Annotated in this window: 17 protein-coding genes and 1 pseudogene; 17 read left to right on the forward strand and 1 reads right to left on the reverse strand. The window is 73.4% G+C overall.

The features are described from left to right. Positions 1 to 4: 4 nt before the first annotated feature. From WDJ58_RS16555 to WDJ58_RS16635, 17 genes and pseudogenes are all read left to right on the forward strand, one after another. The gene (locus WDJ58_RS16555; protein WP_338914393.1) at positions 5 to 442 is read left to right on the forward strand and encodes a phage tail protein; all 438 of its coding nucleotides are present in this window, start codon (positions 5 to 7) and stop codon (positions 440 to 442) included. Further along, positions 439 to 963, forward strand: a complete 525-nt coding sequence (locus tag WDJ58_RS16560) for a hypothetical protein (protein ID WP_338914394.1) — start codon at positions 439 to 441, stop codon at positions 961 to 963. Before WDJ58_RS16555 ends, WDJ58_RS16560 begins: the two co-directional genes overlap by 4 nt. 5 nt (positions 964 to 968) lie before the next feature. Beyond that, a pseudogene (locus tag WDJ58_RS16565) lies at positions 969 to 1,118 on the forward strand (DUF6760 family protein); the annotation flags it as partial. A 32-nt stretch (positions 1,119 to 1,150) separates the two neighbouring features. After that, positions 1,151 to 1,600, forward strand: a complete 450-nt coding sequence (locus WDJ58_RS16570; protein ID WP_338914396.1) for a phage tail protein — start codon at positions 1,151 to 1,153, stop codon at positions 1,598 to 1,600. Next, on the forward strand, positions 1,597 to 3,819 hold the full coding sequence (locus WDJ58_RS16575) for an AAA family ATPase (protein WP_338914397.1): 2,223 nt from the start codon (positions 1,597 to 1,599) through the stop codon (positions 3,817 to 3,819). The genes WDJ58_RS16570 and WDJ58_RS16575 overlap by 4 nt, the downstream gene beginning before the upstream one ends. A gap of 2 nt (positions 3,820 to 3,821) precedes the next feature. Then, positions 3,822 to 4,967 carry a DUF4157 domain-containing protein gene (locus WDJ58_RS16580; RefSeq protein ID WP_338914398.1) on the forward strand — a complete coding sequence of 382 codons (1,146 nt, stop codon included), beginning with the start codon at positions 3,822 to 3,824 and terminating at the stop codon, positions 4,965 to 4,967. A 158-nt stretch (positions 4,968 to 5,125) separates the two neighbouring features. Beyond that, positions 5,126 to 6,358 (forward strand): hypothetical protein, encoded by a 1,233-nt coding sequence (locus tag WDJ58_RS16585; RefSeq protein ID WP_338914399.1) that lies wholly within the window; start codon positions 5,126 to 5,128, stop codon positions 6,356 to 6,358. Further along, the gene (locus tag WDJ58_RS16590; protein ID WP_338914400.1) at positions 6,358 to 7,026 is read left to right on the forward strand and encodes a LysM peptidoglycan-binding domain-containing protein; all 669 of its coding nucleotides are present in this window, start codon (positions 6,358 to 6,360) and stop codon (positions 7,024 to 7,026) included. Before WDJ58_RS16585 ends, WDJ58_RS16590 begins: the two co-directional genes overlap by 1 nt. Further along, on the forward strand, positions 7,023 to 8,048 hold the full coding sequence (locus tag WDJ58_RS16595) for a phage late control D family protein (RefSeq protein WP_338914401.1): 1,026 nt from the start codon (positions 7,023 to 7,025) through the stop codon (positions 8,046 to 8,048). The genes WDJ58_RS16590 and WDJ58_RS16595 overlap by 4 nt, the downstream gene beginning before the upstream one ends. Positions 8,049 to 8,101: 53 nt before the next feature. Continuing rightward, positions 8,102 to 8,698 (forward strand): phage baseplate assembly protein V, encoded by a 597-nt coding sequence (locus WDJ58_RS16600; protein ID WP_380661632.1) that lies wholly within the window; start codon positions 8,102 to 8,104, stop codon positions 8,696 to 8,698. 4 nt (positions 8,699 to 8,702) lie between these two features. Beyond that, entirely contained in the window at positions 8,703 to 9,005 is a 303-nt protein-coding gene (locus tag WDJ58_RS16605; protein ID WP_338914403.1) for a PAAR domain-containing protein, read from the forward strand. Beyond that, positions 9,002 to 9,403 (forward strand): GPW/gp25 family protein, encoded by a 402-nt coding sequence (locus WDJ58_RS16610; protein WP_338914404.1) that lies wholly within the window; start codon positions 9,002 to 9,004, stop codon positions 9,401 to 9,403. Before WDJ58_RS16605 ends, WDJ58_RS16610 begins: the two co-directional genes overlap by 4 nt. Beyond that, positions 9,400 to 12,975: a putative baseplate assembly protein gene (locus WDJ58_RS16615; RefSeq protein WP_338914406.1), complete on the forward strand. Its 3,576-nt coding sequence runs from the start codon at positions 9,400 to 9,402 to the stop codon at positions 12,973 to 12,975. Before WDJ58_RS16610 ends, WDJ58_RS16615 begins: the two co-directional genes overlap by 4 nt. Continuing rightward, entirely contained in the window at positions 12,972 to 15,119 is a 2,148-nt protein-coding gene (locus tag WDJ58_RS16620) for a putative baseplate assembly protein (protein ID WP_338914407.1), read from the forward strand. The genes WDJ58_RS16615 and WDJ58_RS16620 overlap by 4 nt, the downstream gene beginning before the upstream one ends. Continuing rightward, the gene (locus WDJ58_RS16625; protein ID WP_338914408.1) at positions 15,116 to 17,374 is read left to right on the forward strand and encodes a phage tail protein; all 2,259 of its coding nucleotides are present in this window, start codon (positions 15,116 to 15,118) and stop codon (positions 17,372 to 17,374) included. The genes WDJ58_RS16620 and WDJ58_RS16625 overlap by 4 nt, the downstream gene beginning before the upstream one ends. 46 nt (positions 17,375 to 17,420) lie before the next feature. Then, positions 17,421 to 19,169 (forward strand): hypothetical protein, encoded by a 1,749-nt coding sequence (locus WDJ58_RS16630; RefSeq protein ID WP_338914409.1) that lies wholly within the window; start codon positions 17,421 to 17,423, stop codon positions 19,167 to 19,169. Between the two features lie 25 nt (positions 19,170 to 19,194). Continuing rightward, positions 19,195 to 20,172, forward strand: a complete 978-nt coding sequence (locus tag WDJ58_RS16635) for an endonuclease/exonuclease/phosphatase family protein (protein ID WP_338914410.1) — start codon at positions 19,195 to 19,197, stop codon at positions 20,170 to 20,172. A 170-nt stretch (positions 20,173 to 20,342) separates the two neighbouring features. Here WDJ58_RS16635 and WDJ58_RS16640 read toward each other — a convergent pair whose 3' ends face one another. Continuing rightward, entirely contained in the window at positions 20,343 to 21,128 is a 786-nt protein-coding gene (locus WDJ58_RS16640) for an enoyl-CoA hydratase/isomerase family protein (protein ID WP_338914411.1), read from the reverse strand. Positions 21,129 to 21,157: the final 29 nt, after the last annotated feature.

Here is a 21,157-nt window from a genome sequence, read left to right on the forward strand (position 1 = left end):
ACTCATGCCAGACAGATACGGCCCGTTTCGAAACCACCGGTTCCTGCTCGAGATCGACGGCATCGCCGAGGCCGCCTTCAGCGAGGCGAGCATCCCCGAGGCCTCGACGAGCGTCGTCGAGTACCGCGAGGGGAACGAGGCCCCGACCAGCAGGAAGCTCAAGGGGCTGAACAGCTACGGGAACATCACGCTCAGGAAGGGCATCACCGAGTCGACCGAGCTCTACGACTGGTGGACGCTCGTCGAACAGGGCAAGCTCGAGGAGGCCCGCCGGAGCGCCGCCATCGTCGTCCTCGACGAGGAGGGCCAGCCCGGGCCGCGCTACGAGTTCCGCGACGCCTGGGTCCGCCAGTACGACGCTCCCGACCTCGACGCGAGCGGCGACGGGGTCGCCATCGAGTCGCTCGAACTCGTCCACGAGGGCATGGAGCGGGCCGCATGAGCGACGCCGACGCCGCTCCCGAGGGGGCGGGGCTGCTCCAGACGGAGTTCGAGTTCACGCTCCCCCAGGGCTACGTCGACGAGGCGGGCGACCGCCACCGCGAGGGGACGATGCGGCTCGCCACCGCCGCCGACGAGATCAAGCCGCTCCGGGACCCCCGCGTGAAGGCCAACCCCTCGTATCTGAGCGTCGTCCTGCTCTCGCGGGTCGTCACCTCGCTGGGCGGGGTCGGGGAGGTCACGCCGCACACCATCGAGAACCTCTACGTGGCCGACCTCGCGTACCTGCAGTCGCTCTACGAGCGGATCAACTCCCGCGGGGCCGACGCCGTCGACGCGATCTGCCCGGAGTGCGGCGAGTCCTTCGAGATCCACCTCGGGAACGATCCGGCGGACGAGGTCCCCGTCGCAGGCTCCGCCGAGGCCGAGGAGACTCCCGAGCCGCTCGGGACCGACGGCGGCACCTCGATCGAAGGGACCGACCCGGGAAACCCGGAGCGCCGGGACCGGCCGGAGGGCTGAGGGGGATGTCCGGCTACCCGCTCGACCGGCTCTACGAGGAGGTGGCGTTCGTCGCCTACCACTTCGGCTGGGCCCACGACGACGTGCTCTCGATGCCACACTGGGAGCGGCGGCGCTGGTGTGAGGCGATCAGCGACATCAACGACCGGCTCGACGCGGAGGCCGAGGCCCGGGCGGAGCGTCCCTGATGGCCGCCGCCGATCGGACCGATCCCTACGTCGGCTGTCGGTTCACCGTCGAGCTCGACGGCCTGCTCGTCGCCGGGTTCGCGTCCGTCCGCGGCCTCGGGGTCCGGATGGAGCCCGAGACCTACCACGAGGGCGGGGTCAACGACCACCCCCACTACCTCCCGGCGCGCCGGGACTCGCCGCCGCTCGTCCTCGAACGCGGCGTCTCGGACTCGGAGGCGTTCCTCTCCTGGGTGGACTCGACCGCCCCGGGGACCGTCGAGCGCCGTGACGGCCGGGTGATCGTCCTCGACGGGACCGGAGCGGAGGTCCGGGGCTACCAGTTCCGGCGGGCATACCCCGTCGGCTGGACGGGCCCGGAGCTGTCCGCGAGCCGGGGAGCCGTCGCCATCGAGTCGCTCGAACTCGTCCACGAGGGGCTGTCCGCGATGGAGGTCGAGTCGCCGTGAGCGCCGCCCGACTCGGAGGGGAGGGGACGTTCGACTCCGATGCGGCCCACGTCGAGGCGGAACTGGCCCGGCTCGACGTCCTGCTGGCGGCCCACCTCGACCGCCGATGGGCCGAGGCGTCGGCGGGGGACGAACGATCGCTCGCCGGGCTCTACGTCTCCGGCGAGGAGGTCGCCAGACACCTCGCCGGACCCGTGGTCGGCTCCCCGACCGGGACGGACGGGACGACCCGGCCGATCACGAACGGGGCCGACGCGACCGACGACCGGTCGGCCGCCGTCGAGCGGGTGACCCGGGGGCTGCGTTCGCGGACGGCGCGGACGCTAGCAACGGGCCGTGGCCTCCGGCTCGCGGAGCTGGCCGACCGGCTCGACCTCCGTCGAGGGGACCTCGACGCGCTCGTCCTCGCGCTCGCACCCGCGATCGACCGGAAGTACGGCCGTGTCTACGGCTACCTCAACGACGACCCCGTGCGGACACGACCGACGATCGGGCTCGCGGCCGACCTCGCGGACGGTGATCCGTCCACCCGCCTCGCGCCCTTCGCGCCGGGGTCGCCGCTCGTCGAACGGGGCCTCCTCCGGGTCGGTGGCGACCCCGACACCCCGCTCGCGGAGCGACCGCTCTCCGCCCCCGACCGGCTCGTCGATCACCTCCTCGGCGGGGACGACCTCCCATCCGGGAGCGAGGGCTGGCTGTTCGTCGACCGGCCGACGACCGCAATCGAGGACCTCCCGGTCCCGGGGACGGTGTCGTCGTCGGTCGAACGACTGATCGAGCGCGTCCGCCGGGCCGATCGCACCGGCCGAGTCAGACAGCCGCTCGCGGTCCTCGATGGGCCGTACGGGACCGCTCGCGGGGACGCCGTGGCGGCGATCGCCGCGGCCACCGACCGGCCCCTGCTAGTGGTCGATTGCTCGCGGGGACTCCCCGACGAACGGCTCCGGACGGTTCGGCTGGAGGGCCTCCTCCGCGGGGCGGTCGTCCACCCCCGGGAACTCGACGACGCCATCGACGCCGATGGGGTCTCGGGCTCGTCCGACGGTGAGGACGATCGGCTCCGTGAACTCCTCTCGGCGCTCGACGGGTTGCCGGGACCGGTCCTCGTCTCCGTGAACGAGCCGTTGCCGGCGAGGGCGCTCGCAGCCGTGACGGACCACGCGGCGGTGTCGATCTCGTTCCCGCGGCCCGCCTTCGAGGGCCGCCGGGCCTACTGGTCGGGCCTCGATCTTCCCCCCGATACCGACCCGTCGGCGCTCGCCTCGACGTTCCGACTGCCGCCGGGTGCCATCGACGACGCGATGGCGACCGCACGCCGACTCGCGCGATCGGCGGGCGAGCCGCTGTCGGCCGAACACGTCTACGCCGGTGCCCGCGCACAGACCGGGGACGCGCTCGGCCGGCTCGCGGAGCGCATCGAACCCCAGTACGAGTGGGACGACATCGTGCTCCCCGGGGACGCGATGGCCCACCTCCGGGAGGCCGCCGCCCACCTCCGACACGGCGGGACGGTCTACGACGACTGGGGGTTCGCCGAGCGGTTCGCCGCGGGGACCGGCCCGACGGCGCTGTTCGCCGGCCCCTCGGGTACCGGGAAGACGATGGCCGCGGAGGTGATCGCGAACGACGCCGGGCTCGAACTCTACCGCGTCGACCTCTCGACGGTCGTCGACAAGTACGTCGGCGAGACCGAGAAGAACCTCGGCCGGGTGTTCGACGCCGCGGCCGACGCCGACGCCGTCCTGCTGTTCGACGAGGCCGACGCGCTGTTCGGCTCGCGCTCGGCCGTCTCGGACGCCCACGACCGCTACGCGAACGTCGAGGTGAACTACCTCCTCCAGCGGATCGAGGCCCACGACGGCCCCGTGGTGCTGACGACGAACCTGAAGGGGAACGTCGACGAGGCGTTCCTCCGGCGGATCACCGTCGGCATCGACTTCCCGCGACCGGACCGCGAGGCCCGCGCCGCCATCTGGCGGCTGATCTTCCCCGCGGAGACGCCTGTCGTCGATCTCGACATCGACTACCTCGCCGGCTTCGAACTCACCGGCGGGAACGTCGAGAACGTCGCCCGCGCGGCGGCGTTCCTCGCCGCGGACGACCCCGACGCGGACGGCGTGGAGATGGAGCACGTCGTCCGGGCCGTCCGGCGCGAACTCCAGAAGAACGGCCGACTGACCACCCCCGACGACTTCGGGGCGTACGCCGAGTTCCTGTAGCCATGTCCAGTACATCTACCAGACAGCGACCTGATCGATCCCGAACGAGCGACCGCCGGAGCGAGAATCGTTCCCGCACCCCCTCCGCCGACCGGACCCATCGGCCGGACGGTCCGGCCGACCGACTGAGGGGCCGGGTCGGCAACCGGGGACTCGAACGTGCGCTCGCGGACCGCGACCGGGGCGACCTGGGAAGCGACGACCGGGCGATCGAACGAGTCGCCGACCTGCTCGCTACCGAAGCCGGACGGCCGCTCCCGCCGACGACGCGCCGGGAGATGGCGACACGTTTCGGTCACGACTTCGGTGGTGTTCGGATACACGACGGACCGGCCGCCGCACGGAGCGCCCGTGACGTCGACGCCGTCGCCTACACCGTCGGGTCGGACGTCGTATTCGGGGAGGGGTTCGACCCCGACCGGATCGACGACCGGCTCCTGCTGGCCCACGAACTCGCGCACGTCGTCCAGCGGACTGGGGCGGCGTCCGTAGAGTTCGGCCCCCTGGTGAGCACGCCGGGTGAGATGGCCGAGCGTGAGGCCGACCTCGCGACGATCCAGTTCCTGTTCGGTGGGGACGTCCAAGTGAACGCGGCATCGGTGGCGACCGTCGCACGCGCGGACGATCCGTTCTGGGAGAGCGGGATGTTCAAGGGGCTCATGACCGCAGGCGGGATGATACCGGGCGTCGGCGGTGCGCTCAAGGTCATGGGCCACCCCTTCGGCGTCGCCCGGGGGATGAGTGCCGCGAGCGAGGGTCGAGGTATCGACGCGGCTCGGGAGTTCGGTGGGGCGGCCACCGGAGTCGCGAGCGGACTCGCGGCTCTCGGTGGGTTCTCGATGCTCGGGTCGGGGGGCCTGGGCGGGGCCATCAGCGCTATCTCGAGCGGTGGACTCGGGACGCTCGGTACGGTCGGCGGACTGGGTGCCTCTGCCGGGGCGACGATGCCGGCTTCAGCGGCCCTCACGGGCGGTGGGCTGTCGGGAGCGGCCGCCCTCGGCCCAGCGGCCGCCGTCGCCGGTGCCGGACTCGGTGGGTACGCGCTCGGAAGCCTCATCGCCGAGAACACGGGCGTCGACGAGTCCATCGGGGACTGGATGTTCGAGACGATGGGGCCCGCACCCGACTGGATGCTGGACATGTTCTGATGACGGCAGAGGACTCTACGCCGCAGGAGAGGCACGACGGATTCGGTGCGTCGCCGTCGAGGCGTGAGTCAGCGACCGCTCAAGAACCGGAGATGTTCGGTGTGCTCGATCGGCGAGCCGGTCTACTGGGTTCCGATTGGGCGGGTGGACACGACGGCGTGACGGTCAGGACCGGCCTCCTCCGACCGTTCACCGGCGTCCTCGGCCCCTGGCAGCCCTCGACGGAGGGACCACTACCCCGACTATCGTTCCTCGCACTCCCGTGGCTCGTCCGGGAGGTCCACACCACCGAGCGCGAGCGGGTCGTCCGCGAGGAGCGAACGACCGAACGGACACTATCGACGGAGGCCACGCCGGAGACGACGACCGTTCACCGGCTCCTCCGGACCGACGAGGGGGAGAGCCACGAGGCGACGGCCACGCCGCGGAACGAGCACGACGACGCGGCGGCCACACGAACCGGCGAGGTCCCCACGGAGGTCACACGAACAACTGAAACGCTACGAGATGTCCTCCGGTGGCGTCCAGTCCTGATCGACCGCCCGGCCCCGTGGAGCCGAGTCGAGGATCGGTCGGACGGAATCGGTACTACCCTGGGGACGGAGCCCCCGACCACTCGGCGAGCCTTCCGCGCGATCCCCGAGGCGCGGGCGAACGCCCGCGGAGCGGACGGAGCCGGTGCGAGCGAGCGGGCTGGTGTCGAGGAACGCACGGGGCGGAGGATCCGAACGGTCGACCGGTCCCGAATCGGTGTCGCGGTGCGTACGCCCGCCGGGAGTCGAGGGTCGACGACCCGGACGTCGGGAATCGGCGCGCCGGCTGACCGCCGGCCATCGACCGGAACCCGCCGGCCAGCGCTCCTCGCCGGGAGAGCGTCGATGACGCTCCGACACCCGTGGAACCCACACCGGAACGGGATCGACGGCCCGGCGGAAGGCCGCGGTCGGGTCGCGGGAGTGGACCACCGGGCCGAATCGCCCACGACGGCGACGGACGCGGTTCCGAACCCCCCAGTCGAAACGGACGCCGACTCCGGGCCGACACCCGACGACGAGGTGGTGAGCCCCGTACGGCTCGCGTATCGCCGCGCGGACGGCGGAGGCACCGTCACCACCAGCGGCGCTCCGAGCCCGGCGGCGGGGACTGCACTCCGGGAGCCCGTGGCCGGCGACCCGACGGCACCGTCCCCGGTGGACACCCGATCTCTCGGCGCGTCGACGACCGAGGAGCCGAGTGACGCCGGCGGGTCCCCGCTCGTCGGACGGGACGGCCCGCCCGAGAATCCGACGTCTCCGTTCGCGTCGTTCCCGAGCACCGAGGCGGCGGTCGAGCACGTCCACCGCGAGATCGAGCGACGGCTGCGCATCGAGCGCGAGCGGAGGGGGCTCTGATGGCCGCGAGCGAGCGGGCGACCGTCCCCGAGAAGGCGCTCGTGGAGGTGCTCGACGCGGCCGGCGAGCCGCGGGACCCCCCCGAACGGCTGGCCGTCTCGTTCTACCCGACGGAGTACCGCGTCGAGAGCCGAACCCGGTACGACTCCGCCCCCCGGCCGGGGCGGACGGACCCGACGACGCAGTTCGTCGGCGGCGACCCCGACACGCTCGGGATGGAGCTGGTCTTCGACACCTACGAGGCCGGCGGCGACGTCCGGCGGGAGTACCTCGACCGGTTCGACCGGCTCCTGCGCAACGACGAGGAGGGGGGCGCACCGCCGCTCTGTCGGGTGACGTGGGGGAGCCTCGACTTCACGGGCGTGCTCGTCTCCACGAACAGGCGGTTCACGCTGTTCGCCCGCGACGGAACGCCGCTCCGGGCGCGCGTCGAGGTCCAGTTCACGCGGGTCTCCCCCCGGGAGGTCGAGCCGGTCGAGGCGTCGGCCCCGACCGAGCAGCGGCGGGTACGGATCGTCGATCGCGGGGACACGCTCTGGGCGATCGCCGGCGAGGAGTACGGCACCCCGACCGAGTGGCGGACCATCGCCGACGAGAACGGGATCGACGACCCGCGAACGCTCCAGGTCGGCACCGAGCTCGTCATCCCGCCCCGGGGTGAGGGATGAGCGTCGTGTCCACCGGGGGTGTGCTCACGCCCCGGTTCACGGTCGTCCTCGGAGAGGAGACGCTCGTCGAGAGCGCCGGGCGGGTCCGCTCGCTCTCGGTCGAGGCGTCGCTCGACGGTGCCTCGCGGTTCACTGTGACGCTCGGCGGCGAGTTCGACCCCGCCACCGGCGAGTTCCTCGGGCTCGACGCCTCGTGGTACGAACTCGGCGCGGACGCGACGGTCGACCTCGGGTTCGACGAGCATCAGGAGGGGGTGTTCGTCGGCCGGATCACGGGGGTTCGCGGATCGTTCCCGGCCGACGCCGCGCCGACCCTCGAGGTGAGCGGCTACGGGCCGCTCTACGGGATGACGCGCGACTCGGAGTCCGAGTCGTGGACCGAGACGACCGACAGCGAGGTGGCCGCGGACGTCGCCACCGACTACGACTTCGACGCGACCGTCGTCGAGGAGACGGGCGTCACCCGCCGGCGTGTCGTCCAGAACGGGCAGAACGACTACCGGTTCCTCCAGGGGCTCGCCGCCCGGAACGGCTTCGAGTGCTTCGGACACCTCGGGACGTTCTACTTCCGCGTCCCTCGCGAGGACGCCGATCCGGTGCTCTCGCTGGGCTACGGCGACCGGCTCCGGTCGTTCACGGTCGAGCGGAGCGACGCCGACGACGTCGCCGAGGTGGAGGTCCGCCACTGGGACCCGAAGGCGAAGCGGGAGATCGTCGGCACGGCCGAGCGCGAGACCGAGGGCGAGGCCCGCCGGGTGATCCGCCGACCGGTCGACTCCCCCGAGGAGGCCGAGCGCATCGCCGAGGCCGAACTCGACCGGCTCGCTCGCGGGACGCTCAGGGCGAACGGTGAGACGGTCGGCCTGCCCGAGCTCGTCCCGGGCGAGCCAGTCTCGGTGACGGGCGTCGACGAGTTCGGCGGCGAGGGCGGGCCGACCTACTACGTCCGGTCGGTGACCCACCGGGTCGACGCCCAGTCCGGCTACCGGACGACGTTCGAGGCGACGGGGGTGACGCCGTGAGCTTCGGGTTCGGGGACGGCGCGACCGACGCGGCCGACGCGAACGCCGGGGGGATGCGCGGTGTCGCCGTCGGCGTCGTCACCGACAACGAGGACCCCGACGGGATGGGTCGGGTCCGCCTGGAGTTCCCGTGGCGCGACGCCGAGGACGCGAGCGCCTGGGCGCGCGTCGCGTCGCCGATGGCCGGCCCCGAGATGGGTGCGTACTTCCTCCCCGAGGTCGGCGACGAGGTGCTCGTCGCCTTCGAGGACGGCGACGTCCACCACCCCTACGTCCTCGGTTCGCTCTGGAACGGCGAGGACCGCCCGCCGGTCGAGAACGACGGCGACAACGACGTCCGGACGATCCGGTCCCGGAGCGGTCACGAGGTCACGCTCGACGACGACGACCGCGAGGGGGGCGTCACGATCCGGAGCGCCGCCGGCCAGGAGATACGCCTCGACGACTCCAGCGGGGCCGAGACGGTCACGATCACCGACAGCGCCGGCCAGGCGGTTCTCACCGCCGAGGGTACGGGAACGGTCACCCTCGCCGCCGGCGCGACGCTGAAACTGGAGGCACCGATGCTGGAACTCGCCGCAGACGGCAATCTCACCGTCGAGGCCGGCGGCGTACTCACCCTCAAGGGATCGATCGTGAGGATAAACTGACATCATGCCACCCGCCGCGCGAACCACCGACCCGACCGCCCACGGAACGCCGCTGACCGGCCCGGGGAGCCCCACCGTGTTCATCGGGGGACTCCCCGCGTGGCGTGCGGTCGGGGACTTCCACACCTGCCCGCTGGCCGTCCCCGCTACCCCGCCGGTCCCCCACGTCGGGGGGATCGTCCAGCCGGGGAGCACCAGCGTCCTGATCGAGGGACTGCCCGCCGCCCGGATGGGCGATACGATCGTCGAGGCGACGATACCGAACACCGTCGTCGGGGGGTGCCCGACCGTCCTGATCGGGCCATGACCGGGGAACGCGGGTTCCTCGGGACGGGCGTGGGCTTCCCGGTCGCCCCGGACGAGGACGGCCACCTCCGGACCGCCACCGGCACCGAGGACGTGGAACAGGCCATCCGGATCCTGCTCGGGACGTCGAAGGGCGAGCGGGTGATGCGCCCCGACTTCGGCTGTGGCATCCACGACTACGCCTTCGCCGTCGTCGACGCGACCACGCTGACCCGCGTGGAGACGAGCGTCCGCGAGGCGATCGCGCGGTGGGAGCCCCGCGTGGTCGTCGAGGACGTGACGGCCTCGACGGCCGATCTCGACGAGGGGGGGCTGCTCATCGAGATCCGGTACCGGGTCCGGGCGACGAACGCGCCGGGGAACCTCGTCTACCCGTTCTACGTGGGTGAGTCGCCGTGAGCGCCGACCCGCCGACCGTCGACGGGCGATCCACCGAGGCGCTGACGGCACTGGTCGGCGACCTCGCCGCGGCCTACACCGGGGAGGCGTGGGTGCCGGGCGGTGGGGACGCCGGCGACGCGCTCGTGGCGCTGTTCGGCGAACTCGCGGGTGGACTCGCCGAGCGGCTTGACCGCCTCCCCGAGAAGCACCGGGTCGCGTTCTACGACCGGCTCGGGTTCGACCGCCTGCCGCCGACGGCCGCCCGACTCCCGCTCCTGGTGGCCGTCGCCGACGGGGTCGACACCGTGACCGTCCCCGAGGGGACGGCCGCGGTCGCCGCCGGCACCGACGGGAGCGAGCGGACGTTCGAGACGGTCGAGGGGAGCGCCTTCGAGGCGACCTCCGCCGTCCTCGACCGCGTGTACGCCGTCGACCCCGCGACCGACCGGGTGGTCGACCACCGCGCGGTGGTCGACGGCGGCGCGACCGCCGCGCCGTTCGAGGGGCCGAACGAGCAGCGCCACACGCTCTACCTCGGCGACGACGAGCTGCTCGCGGTCGTCCCCGGAGGGGCGATCCGGATCGCGGTGACGGGACCGACGCCGGGGCACGTCCTCGAATCGGCGCTCCGCTGGGAGTACCACGGCGAGGAGGCCGGCGAGGTGGACTGGCACCCGCTCGAACTCCTCCCCGCGGAGGTCGACCCCATCTCGCCGCCCGGCGGGACGGCGACGCTCACGTTCGAGGTGCCCGGCGAGCCGAAGCCGACAGCGGTCGGGGGCCACGAGACCCTGTGGGTCCGGGCCCGCGTGCCCGAGGGGCTCGGCCCGATGGGGCTGTTCGACGTCTCCTTTTCGGGGGCCGAGGTCGGCCCGGGAGCGACGGAGGAGGGACGGCCGCCGGACCTGCTGCTCGCCAACGACGTCCCGCTCGCGGGCGTCGACGACGGGGACGAGGCGGTCGACGCCCTCCCGGTGAAGCCGTTCGGCGAGCGGCCCCAGCGTCTCGACGCGTTCTACGTCGCCGACGGGGAGGCGTTCACGAAACCCGGTGCGTCGGTCGAACTCTACTTCGAGCGACCCGACGGGACGCGAGCGGACCCACACTCGTCCCCGCGGCTCTCCTGGGAGTACTGGGACGGCGACCGGTGGTCCCGCCTCGACGTCGAGGACGGGACGGACGTACTCACCGACGACGGGGCGGTCGCGTTCGACGTGCCCCACGACCTCGCGGAGACGTCCGTCGCAGGCGAGACCGCCTCCTGGATCCGCGCTCGCCTCGTCGACGGATCGTACGTCGCCATCGAACACACGCTCACGGGTGAGACACCTCCTGACGTCGAGGCGACGTCGAGCGGTGATCCGCCGGAGTACGCCGCCGTTCTGGTCCGGTACGCGGACGATCCCCCCAGCGGAGTGCCCACCTACCGACTGACGGAGAACGCCCTGACCGTCGCCGACGTCGGCGCGCGGCTCGACCGCGGCGAGACCGTTCGGCCGTTCCTCGCCCCGCCGGACGCGACGGGGGCGCTCTACTTCGGGTTCGACCGGGCGCTCTCGGACGGGCCGATCACGCTGTTCTTCGACGCGGCGGACCGGACGGTCCCCGACGACTTCCACCCGGGGGTCCGCTGGGAGTACAGCGACGATCCCGGCGGGGCGGTGTGGCACCGCCTGGAGGCCGAGGACGGCACGAGTGGCCTGCTCCGGACGGGGATCGTCTCGCTGGTCTTCGGGACGCCGACGGTCGCCCACGAACGGTTCGGCGTCGAGCGCCACTGGATCCGGGCCCGCGTGAGCGGCGACCAGTTCGTCCCCGGGGGAACGGGCGCGACCGACCCGGCAGCGCTCCCGGTCCACATCACCGGGATCGACGCCCCGAACGAGCGGGTCGAACTGCGGAACCTCGGCGACCGGACAGTAGATCTGACGGGCTACCGCGTCGACTTCGAGCACGGCCAGCCGGCCGAGCAGACCCGGACGCTCCCCCCGGAGACCCGACTCGGGCCGGGCGAGCGGCTGATCGTCGAGACGGGAGCCGAGTCGCCCGCCGAACCGCCCGCAGACGTCCGGTTCACCTACCTGGCACCCGTGCTCAACGACGTCGATCCCGACACGGTGGCGGTGCTGACCCCGGGCGGGGAACTCGTCACGAAACGCCGGGACCGCACACCGCTCGATCAAGGGACCCCCGGGAACTACCCCTACCCTCCTCCGTTCGCACCCGAACCCTCGTCCGGTACCGACACCCCGCCGGGCGACGGAAGTGGGGTCGGGATCGGTACCGGGACGGGCAGTGAGGCGGGATCGGAGGACGGGGGATCGACGGCTCCGGATCCGTGCGACCCGACGCTCCCCACGGAACCGCCCTCGGGGGATCCGACGAGAGCGCCGACGACGCTCCGCGGGGTCTATCGGAACGCCGCGTGGGCGGCCGATCTCGCCCGCGTGACCGACGAGCGCGTCGGGTCGAGCACCGGCGTGGCCGACCAGTCGTTCGACCTGCGATCGACGCCGGTGCTCGACGCGACGGTGACCGTCGACGAGCACGGGACGCTCTCGGAGGCGGCGCGCGAGGCGCTCCTCGACGAGCGGCCCGGCGAGGTGACCGTCGAGCGGGGTCCCGACGGGACGATCCGGGCGGTGCGGGTCGAGTGGACCCGCGTTCCCGACCTCCTCACGTCGGGGCCGGAGGACCGACACTACGTCCTCGACGGCGTGACGGGCGAACTCCGGTTCGGCGACGGCGTCCGGGGGCGCATCCCGCCGCGGTCGCGGGACGGCGTCCGCGCGAGCTACACGACCGGCGGCGGCGAGGCGGGGAACGTCCCGGCGGGGTCCGTCGAGGGGCTGAAGAGTTCGCTCGCGTTCGTCGACGAGGTGTCGAACCCGGTGGCCGCCGACGGCGGCAGCGAGGCCGAGTCGACGGCGGCCGTCCTCGACCGGGCACCGCGAGAGCTCCGCGACCGGGGCCGTGCGGTGACGGCCGCCGACGTCGAGCGGGTGGCGAGCGGCGCGTCCCGTCGCCTCGCGCGCGTCCGCTGTTTGCCCGGGATGGACGCGGGTGGGGAGTCCCGACCCGGATGGGTGACGCTCGTCCTCGTCCCCGAGGTGGCGGAGGCGAAGCCGCTCCCGTCGGCCACGCTCCGCGGGGCGGTCGGCGACGCCGTCCGCGCGGCGCTCCCGGCGACCGTCGTCGCGACCGACCGGCTGGTCGTCAGGGGGCCGAGCTACGTCACCGTCGCCGTCGAGGCGCGGGTCGCCGGCGACGGGAGCCGGACGGTCTCCGAACTGGAGACGGCGGTGGTCGACGCGCTCTCGGCGTTCCTCCACCCGCTCACCGGTGGGTTCGCCGGGGACGGCTGGGCGTTCGGCGATCTGCCGGCCCCGGGTGATCTGTTCGCCCGGCTCGAAGACGTCGAGGGAGTCGACCACGTCGCCGCCCTCGCGGTCAGGTACGAGGGTGTCGACGCCGCGGTGACCGTCCGCGAGGGCGAGGCCCCGCCGCGGGTCGCCGAGGACGTGCTCGTTACCGGGGGGACACACGCCGTCGACGCGACCGCGACGGCCCCGATGGGGGGTGTTCGATGAGCCTCGAGATCCCCGAACTCGACGACCGGACGTTCGCCGACCTGGTCGCGGCGGCCGTCGAGCGGATCCCGATCCACACCGACGAGTGGACGGATCACAACCCTCACGACCCCGGGATCACGGTGCTCGAACTCCTCGCGTGGGTCGCGGAGGCCTACGGCTACCGGCTCGACCGGATCACCGACGGGCACGTCCGGAAGTACCTCGCGCTGGTCGGCGTCACGCCACGGGAACCGGCCCCCGCGACCGTCCGGGTCCGACTCGCCGAACCGGGGGGTGCCGCCGGCCGTCAGCTTCCCGCCGGGACGCGGCTCCTCGCGACGTCGGGAACGACCGAGCGGACGTTCACCACCACGCGGGCGGGACGGCTCACGGCGGCCACGGTCGTCCGCGTCGTCGTCGAGCACGCCCGCGGGCGGACGGACCACACGACGGCGGACGCGACCGACGGCCTCCACTACCCGGCGTTCGGCGAGCGCGCCGCCGCAGGGAGCGCCCTCTACGTCGGGTTCGACGCAGACCCGTTCGCCGGTCCCCGCGAGGGCGACGAGCGGGTACCCCTGGAACTCTACCTCGACTACCACGACGCCGACCTCCCGACGCCGGCGACCCACGGCGAGGAGCCGGCGGGGTTCGAGCCCTCGGTCGCGCTCACCTGGGAGTACTGCACCGACCACGAGGACTGGTGGGACGACGCGAACTGGCGGGAGATCGACGTGCTCGCCGACGGGACCCGGTCGCTCTACGAGGCCGGGACGGTGACCCTGGGCCCGCCGGGGGACGACTGGGACCTCGTGGGGGCCGCGACGGAGCCGGTGCTCGACGGACCGCCGGGACCGGTCTGGCTCCGGTGTCGGCTCGCGACGCCGGGCTACGAGGTGGCCCCGCGGCTCGACGGCGTTCGGACGAACGTCGTCGACGCCGCCCACCGGGAGCCCCGAGGACCGACGGTGCTCGTGCCGGCCGGCCGAGGAGCCGAGACCCCGCTCGCCGTCGCCGGCAACGACGGCGGATCCGTGGCCTCCCCGGCCGGCGTCGGCGGGGAGCCGACCGCGACGGCCAGGCCGGGCCAGGTCTTCGCGTTCGGTGACGCACCGGTGCTCGACCCCGTGGTGGTCGTCGAGACGCCGGACGGGACGCGGACGACCTGGACGGAGGTGCGGGACTTCGACGCCTCCGGACCCGACGACGGACACTACGTCCGGGACGCGACGGCGGGGACGGTCGCGTTCGGCGACGGCCGACGCGGGGCGGTCCCGCCGGCCGGGGCGACCGTCGTCGCAGAGCGGTACGCGGTTGGCGGCAGCGCGGCCGGGAACGTCGCGCCGGGCGCGCGCTGGCGGATCGACGAGGTACCCCCGGTGGACGAGGGGAGCCACGGAGATGGCGGCGACGAGCCCCTCCCGGATCCGGTCCGTGACGCCCTCGCGGGGACCGAGGTCGTTCCGCTCGCGCCGCCCGCGGGCGGCGCTGACGCCGAGACGACGGCGGCGGCGCTCCGACGCGCCCGCGAGGACCGCCGACGTCCCTACCGGTGTGTCACGCTCGGGGACTACGCGACGGTCGCGGCCGACACGCCGGGGCTCCGCGTGGGACGGACGACCGCGTGGGTCGAGGCCGGAGCGGCGGACCCGCCCGACCCGACGGTCCACGTCGTGGTCGTCCCCTACGCGGGCAGGACCGTCCGACCGGTCCCGAGCGAAGGGTTCCTCGCGGCGGTCCGGGAGCACGTCGAGCGACACCGACTCGTCACCGATCGGGTGCGCGTCGACCCGCCGACCTACGTCCCCGTCCGGATCGACACGGAGGTCCGTATCGTATCGGGGTACGCGGCGCTCGACGTCGAGCGAGCCGCGGCGGAGGCGATCGATCGGTTCCTCGACCCACTGCGGGGGTTCGACGGGGACGGCTGGCCGTTCGGCCGACCGCTCTACCTCTCGGAGCTGTACGACGCGCTGGCCGACGTGCCGGGCGTCGAACGGGTCCTCGACGTCACCGCGCGGGTCGATCCGACTGCTGGCGGGGCGACGTCGATCCCGACCGACGACGCCGAGGGGTCGATCGCGATCCCGACCGAGGCGCTGTTCGACCCCGGGGGACACCGCGTGACCGTCCGGACCGACGGGAGGGGGCGGTCGCCGTGACGACCCCGTTCGTCGGGACGGCCTCGGGTGATGGCTGGCGATCGTGGGACCGCGTCAACGTCGAGGTCGACGCGACCGGCGCGGCCCGCCTGACGAGGGACCCGACGCCGACGTACGTCGACAGCGAGCCCGTCGGGACGCTCCCGTCACCCGTCGAGGCGGTCGACGTCGGCGTGACGCCTCTCGGGGAACTCTACGCGCTCGGTCGCGACCGCGAGACACGCCGTCCGGGACTCTACCGGTACGTCCCCGACGACGGGACCCTCTGGCGGGTGCCCTGTTTCGACGATCCCGGGGCGGACGAGACCCCCGAGACCGTCCTCACCGACCCCAGGGCGCTCTGTGTCACCGCCGACACGCTCTACGTCACCGACGGGTCGGGGAGCCTCCACGCCGTCTCGGTCCACGCCTACCAGCACCGGTGGGTCGCGGTCGGCGCGGCGGCCGACCCGGTCGCCCTCGCCACCGACGGCGAGCGGACGTTCCTCCTCGACCGCGGCGACGGGACCGACGGATCGGTCGGCCGGGTCCTGCCGGACGGCTCCACCGGGGTCGTCCGCGGGGGGCTCGTCGGCGCGCTCGACCTCTCGGTCGCGCCGGACGGCGCGCTCGTGGTGCTGCTCGTCACGGAGGGGTCGGCGACCGTCGAACGGTTCGCGCCGGACGGATCGGACGTGATGTCGCTAGGAGGGGTCCCACTGCCGGCGGCGACGTCTCTCGTCGCGGGGGCTGACGGGGCAGTGCTCGTCGGCGGGACCGACGCGGCCGGCGGCCGGACGCTCGCCCGCTACCGCCCCGACGCCGGGCGGTTCGAGACCGTCCCGGGAACCGACGCCGGGTGGGTAGCGCTCGGACGAGTCACACCGGACGGGGAGGGGTCCGCGGATCGCTACGGCGTCACGACCGACGGTGGCGAACTTCGGCGTCTCGAAGCGGCCCGACTCACCCGCCCACACCCGGCGTCGGGTACCCACGAGGGGTGGCTCGAACGCCGGTTCGACACCGGCGAGCCGGGGACCGAGTGGTACAGACTGGCACTCGAAGGCGTCCTCTCCGGCCCCGCGACGGCGGTCGGGGTTCGGTACCACGCGAGCGACGTCGACCGCGACCCCGAGCCGCTGGAGTCGATCGAGGGGATCGGCCCGACCCGCGCCGACCGACTGCGTGCGGCGGGCGTCTCGACGCCGACCGACCTCGCGGGGCTCTCCCCGTCCGCGGTCGCCGCCGTCGTCGGTCCCGGCGGTGGGGTGAGTTCGACGGAGGCCGCGGCGTGGATCGACGCGGCCGCGGCGCTCGCCCCGGCGTGGATCGACCTCGAACCCGCGGGGACGGCCGACGCGCTCGTCGAGGGGGCGGCAGGCCGCTACCTCCACGTCCGGGTCGGCCTCGTCGGCGATCCCTCGGCATCGCCGGCGCTACGGGCGTTCCGTGCGTACTTCGACCGCGACTCCTACCTCGAGTACCTCCCAGCGGTCTACCGCGAGGACGAGCGCGGCGCGGCGTTCCTCGGGCGGTTCCTGGCCGCCTTCGAGACGGCCTTCGAGGGGGTCGAGACGACGCTCGACGCGAGCGGCCGCTACTTCGACCCCGTCGGCGCGCCCGACGACGGACTCTCGTGGCTCGCCGGGTGGGTCGGCGTCGAGGCCGAGGTCGCGTGGCCGGTCGCCGTGACCCGCGAACTGATCGAGCGGGCCGACGAGCTCCACCGTCGGCGCGGGACCCCGGACGGGCTGCTCGGGCTCGTGGACACCTACGTCCGGCACGCCGCGGGCTCCCGGTCCGCGTGGTCGGCCGTGAACGCCGACCCCGCCGGGGACGGCGCGCCGGACGGGGGAGACGACGGAGGTGACGGCGATGACGGGGCGACCCCCGAGCACCACCTCTCGCTGCTCGAACACCCGGACCTGGACGTGATCGGGGAGCCGGACGCGCGCGAGCCGTTCGAGCGGCTGCTCGGCGGCCCGGGCCGGTTCCTCGTCCTCCTCCACGCGGCGCTCGACGGCGAGGACGAGCGGGCCGTCGACCGGCTGGTCGACGGCTCGACCCCGGCGCACACGAACGGCGAGGTCGTCCACCTGCGCGACCGGTTCCGGCTGGACGAGCACACCTACCTCGGCATCAACGCGGTGCTGACGGACCCGGAGTTCCGGGTCGAACGATCCGCCCTCGGGGTCGACACGACACTCGAGGAGCGCGAACCGGCGGCGCAGGCGGCGCTCCGCGCCCGACTGGACGAGGGGAGCCGCCTCGCCTGACTACGACACGATACACGATGACCCACCAACGACGGAGTGAACCGAGATGAGCCACGACACGACGGACGCGGAGACGGGCGTCCCGGTGCAGTTCGAGCGGAACCGCTACTTCCACGGGAAGCTGATGACCGCCCGCGACATGACGGCCGACCAGGACTACGTCCGCCGCCGTCTCGCGGCCGTCTCGCGGGGCGTCCTCGGCGCGGGCGTCGTGGCCGGCCTCGACGTGACCGGTGCCGAGGACGACGACGGCGACCTCCGCGTGACCGTCACGCCGGGGGTCGCGCTCGACTCGGCCGGCCGGACCGTCGTCGTCCCCGAGGGGACCGGCCAGGTGACCGTCCGTCGGCCCGGCGTCGACGACCCGTTCCCGATCGGCGAGGTGACGGCCGAGGGCGTCGCACTGACGCTCCGGTACGACCACTGCTCGACCGAGCGCGTCCCCGCCCCGGGCAACGAACACGCCGGGGGAGACGGGAGCGAGTACGGCCGTGTCGTCGAGACGTTCGTCGTCGAGGCCGGATCCGCCGAGGGCGGGGTGGAACCGCCCAAACCCGTCACCGAGGTGTCCCTCCCCGGGCCCGAGGAAACCCCGGACGAGGCGGGCCGCCGGATGGCGGCCGAGGCGTTCACCTCCTCGACCGCACCGACGCCGCTCGTCCTCGCGACGGTCAGGCGGGACGAGAGCGACGCGCTGGTGATCGGCGAGGTGCCGCGCCCGCTGGTCTACCCGAACGACCTCGTCTACGCCGCCGCCGTCACGCACGCCACCGACCGGGAGAACCCGCACGGCGTCGCGGTGGGACAGGTCGAGGGAGCCGTCGCCTCCGTCGGCGGGGCCACACCCGACGAGGAGGGAGCCGTCGCTGTCCGCTCCGACAGCGGGGCGGTCACGGTCGACTCCGACGGTAACGCGCTCGTGTTCGACAGCGACGCGCTCCGATCGCTGGGCGTCGAGGGGGGCAACGACGTGAGTGGCGGTGCCGAGGGACGGATCCGGTTCTACTCCCCCGATAGCTCCGTCGCGCTGTCGACCGACGCGGGCCGGATCGGGTTCCGGGCCGACGCGCTCCGCTCGGTCGCCGTCGAGGACGACGAGACGGTCGTCACCGGGGGCGAGGACCGCCAGGTGACGCTCCACTCCCCGGACGATTCCGTGACGATCACGACGAACGGGACGGGCGACCGGATCGGCTTCGCCGCCGCCGTCGAGGGCGGGGAGGTCGATCTGGAGGGCGTGCTCCGGGAGCTACAGGGGCTCGCCGACCACGGCGGTGCCATCGAGTTCGTCTCCTCGAACGACTCGGTCGCCGTCGAGCGGGTCGAGGACCGCGAGGACGCGCTCGACGTCCGGGTGACGGAGGGGTTCGTCGAGCGGCTCCGCGAACGGCTCGTCGAGGATCTGAGCGGCGACGATGACGGCGACGGACGGGTGATCCCGATCGACGAGATACGCGATGCGATCCGTGAGGACATCGAGGTCGACCTGCGCGAGTCGATCCGCACGGACGTCGAGGAGTCGTTCCGCGACCGGCTCGAGGAGGTGGGCCGGACCAACGAGACGCTCCTGACCCAGCTCAACAGGCTGGGCGAGCGGGCCGAGCCCGTGGACCAGCCGGTGACGGTCCTCGAAGGCCTCACGCTCTCGAACGCGAACGACCTCCGGGAGCGGGGTATCGTCTCGGTGGGCGACCTCGCCGAGGCGAGCGACGAGGACCTCCTGGCCGTATCCGGCGTCGGCGAGGCGACCCTGACGGAGTGGCGGACCAGGATCGACGAGCGGCTGGGACAGTGAGCCCCGTTCGAGAGGGAAGCTGAACGTGCCACACGTCACCGACACGCCCCCCGAGGCGGTCCGCGAGGACCTCCAGCTGCTGGACGGGGCGCTCGACGAGGGCCTGCCGCCCCGCGTCCTCGACCGGAGCCTGCTGATCGGCACCTGGAACCTCCGGCACTTCGGCGGGCTCACGGAGAAGTGGGCGTCCGAACCCGGCGACAGCCCGAAGCGGGACCTCCAGTCGATACTGACGATCGCCGAGGTGATCCGCCGGTTCGACGTCGTCGCCCTCCAGGAGGTCCGCGGCGACCTGAAGGCGCTCCGGCACACGCTGAAGGCCCTCGGTCCGGACTGGGGGCTGGTGCTCTCGGACGTAACCCGAGGGGGACCCGGCAACGACGAGCGGCTGGGGTTCCTCTTCGACCGCCGGACCGTCCGGATGTCGGGACTCGCCGGCGAGATCGTCCTCCCCGTCGAGGAGCTCGAGGGCGTCTCGGAGGGCGCTCTCGGGCGGCAGTTCGCCCGAACGCCGTACGCCGTCGCGTTCCGGTGTGGCGGCGAGACGTTCATCCTCGTCACGCTGCACGTGCTCTGGGGGGCGTCGGCCGAGGAGCGGACGCCCGAGCTCCGCGCCGTCGCCGAGTGGCTCGACGGGTGGGCCCGCGACGTGAACGCCTGGGACCACAACCTGATCGCGCTCGGCGACTTCAACATCGACCGGGCGGGCGACGAGCGCTACCGGGCGCTCACCTCGACCGGTCTGGAGGTCCCCGACGACCTCCACGCCGTCCCGCGGACGCTGTGGAGCGACCCGGACGAGCCCCACCTGGAGAAGTTCTACGACCAGATCGCCTGGTTCACCGCCGACGGCGACCGGCCGGCGCTATCGCTGGACTACCGTGAGGGGGGGTTCTTCGACTTCGAGGGCGTGGCCCTCCCCCGGCGGAGCCTGGACCGGAGGTCGCTCTCCTGGCGGATCTCGGATCACTACCCGCTCTGGGCGGCGTTCGACCTCGGATGACCGATCGGCCGGCCTGTCTCGTTCGCTCGATGGACCGATCCCGGAGCCGTACCGCCGCAAGGCCGCCGCTGAGCGGGCCGTCGAGGTCCGCGGCTCGGATATGTAGGTGACCGGCCCTCGGGGGCGTCCGATGCGAGGGGACGGACGACCCGTCGGCCTGACCCCGTGAGTCACCGTCCGTGGAACGTCGGGGCCTCGCCGTCTTCGAGGAAGGCGCGGACGGCGGCCTCGTGGTCGTCGGAGCGTCTGAGTCGACGGTCCAGCCGGCGCTCGTAGAGCCGGGCACCGTCCGCGGTCTCGTGGAACGCCGCGAGATCGAGCGTGGCGCGGACGGCCAGCGGCGGCTGTGCGGCCACCGTCTCGACGAACGACTCGACCCGGTCGTCGAGTTCGTCGGCCGGACAGCGCCCGACGAGGAGGCCGTCCTCGTCGGCCCGCTCGGCGTCGAACCGTTCGCCGGTGACCGCGAGTTCCCTCGCCCGCGTCGACCCGATCGCGGCGGCGAGTTTCCCGATACCGCCGCCGCTGGCGAGGATGCCGAGGCCGACCTCGGGGAGGCCGAACTCGCTGCGGTCGCTCGCGAACCGGAAGTCACAGTCCAGCGCGAGGACCAGGCCGCCGCCGAGGCAGTAGCCGTCGATCTTCGCCACGACCGGCCCCGCGAAGTTGCTGGCGGCCTCGTAGACGTCGGTGGGGACGGTCCGGCCCTCGGCGAACTCGGTCACGTCCGCGCCCGCCGAGAAGGCCCGGCCCTCGCCGCCGAGGACGACCGCCCGGACGGCGACGCCGTCGGCCTCGTCGTCGAGTTCCGCGAAGGCCTCGAACGCCTCGACGATCTCCGCACAGAGCGGCGTCGAGAGGGCGTTCAGCGCGTCCGGCCGGGCGAGGCGCACGCGGCCGACGCCGCTCTCCTCGTCGAACTCCCAGTCGATGTACTCGAACTCGCGGGTGGGCATGGCGGCCCGACGGCAGGGGCTGGTATAAC

Origin of the sequence: Salinirubellus litoreus (assembly GCF_037335815.1) — an archaeon.
In the GTDB taxonomy this organism is placed as follows: domain Archaea; phylum Halobacteriota; class Halobacteria; order Halobacteriales; family Haloarculaceae; genus Salinirubellus; species Salinirubellus litoreus.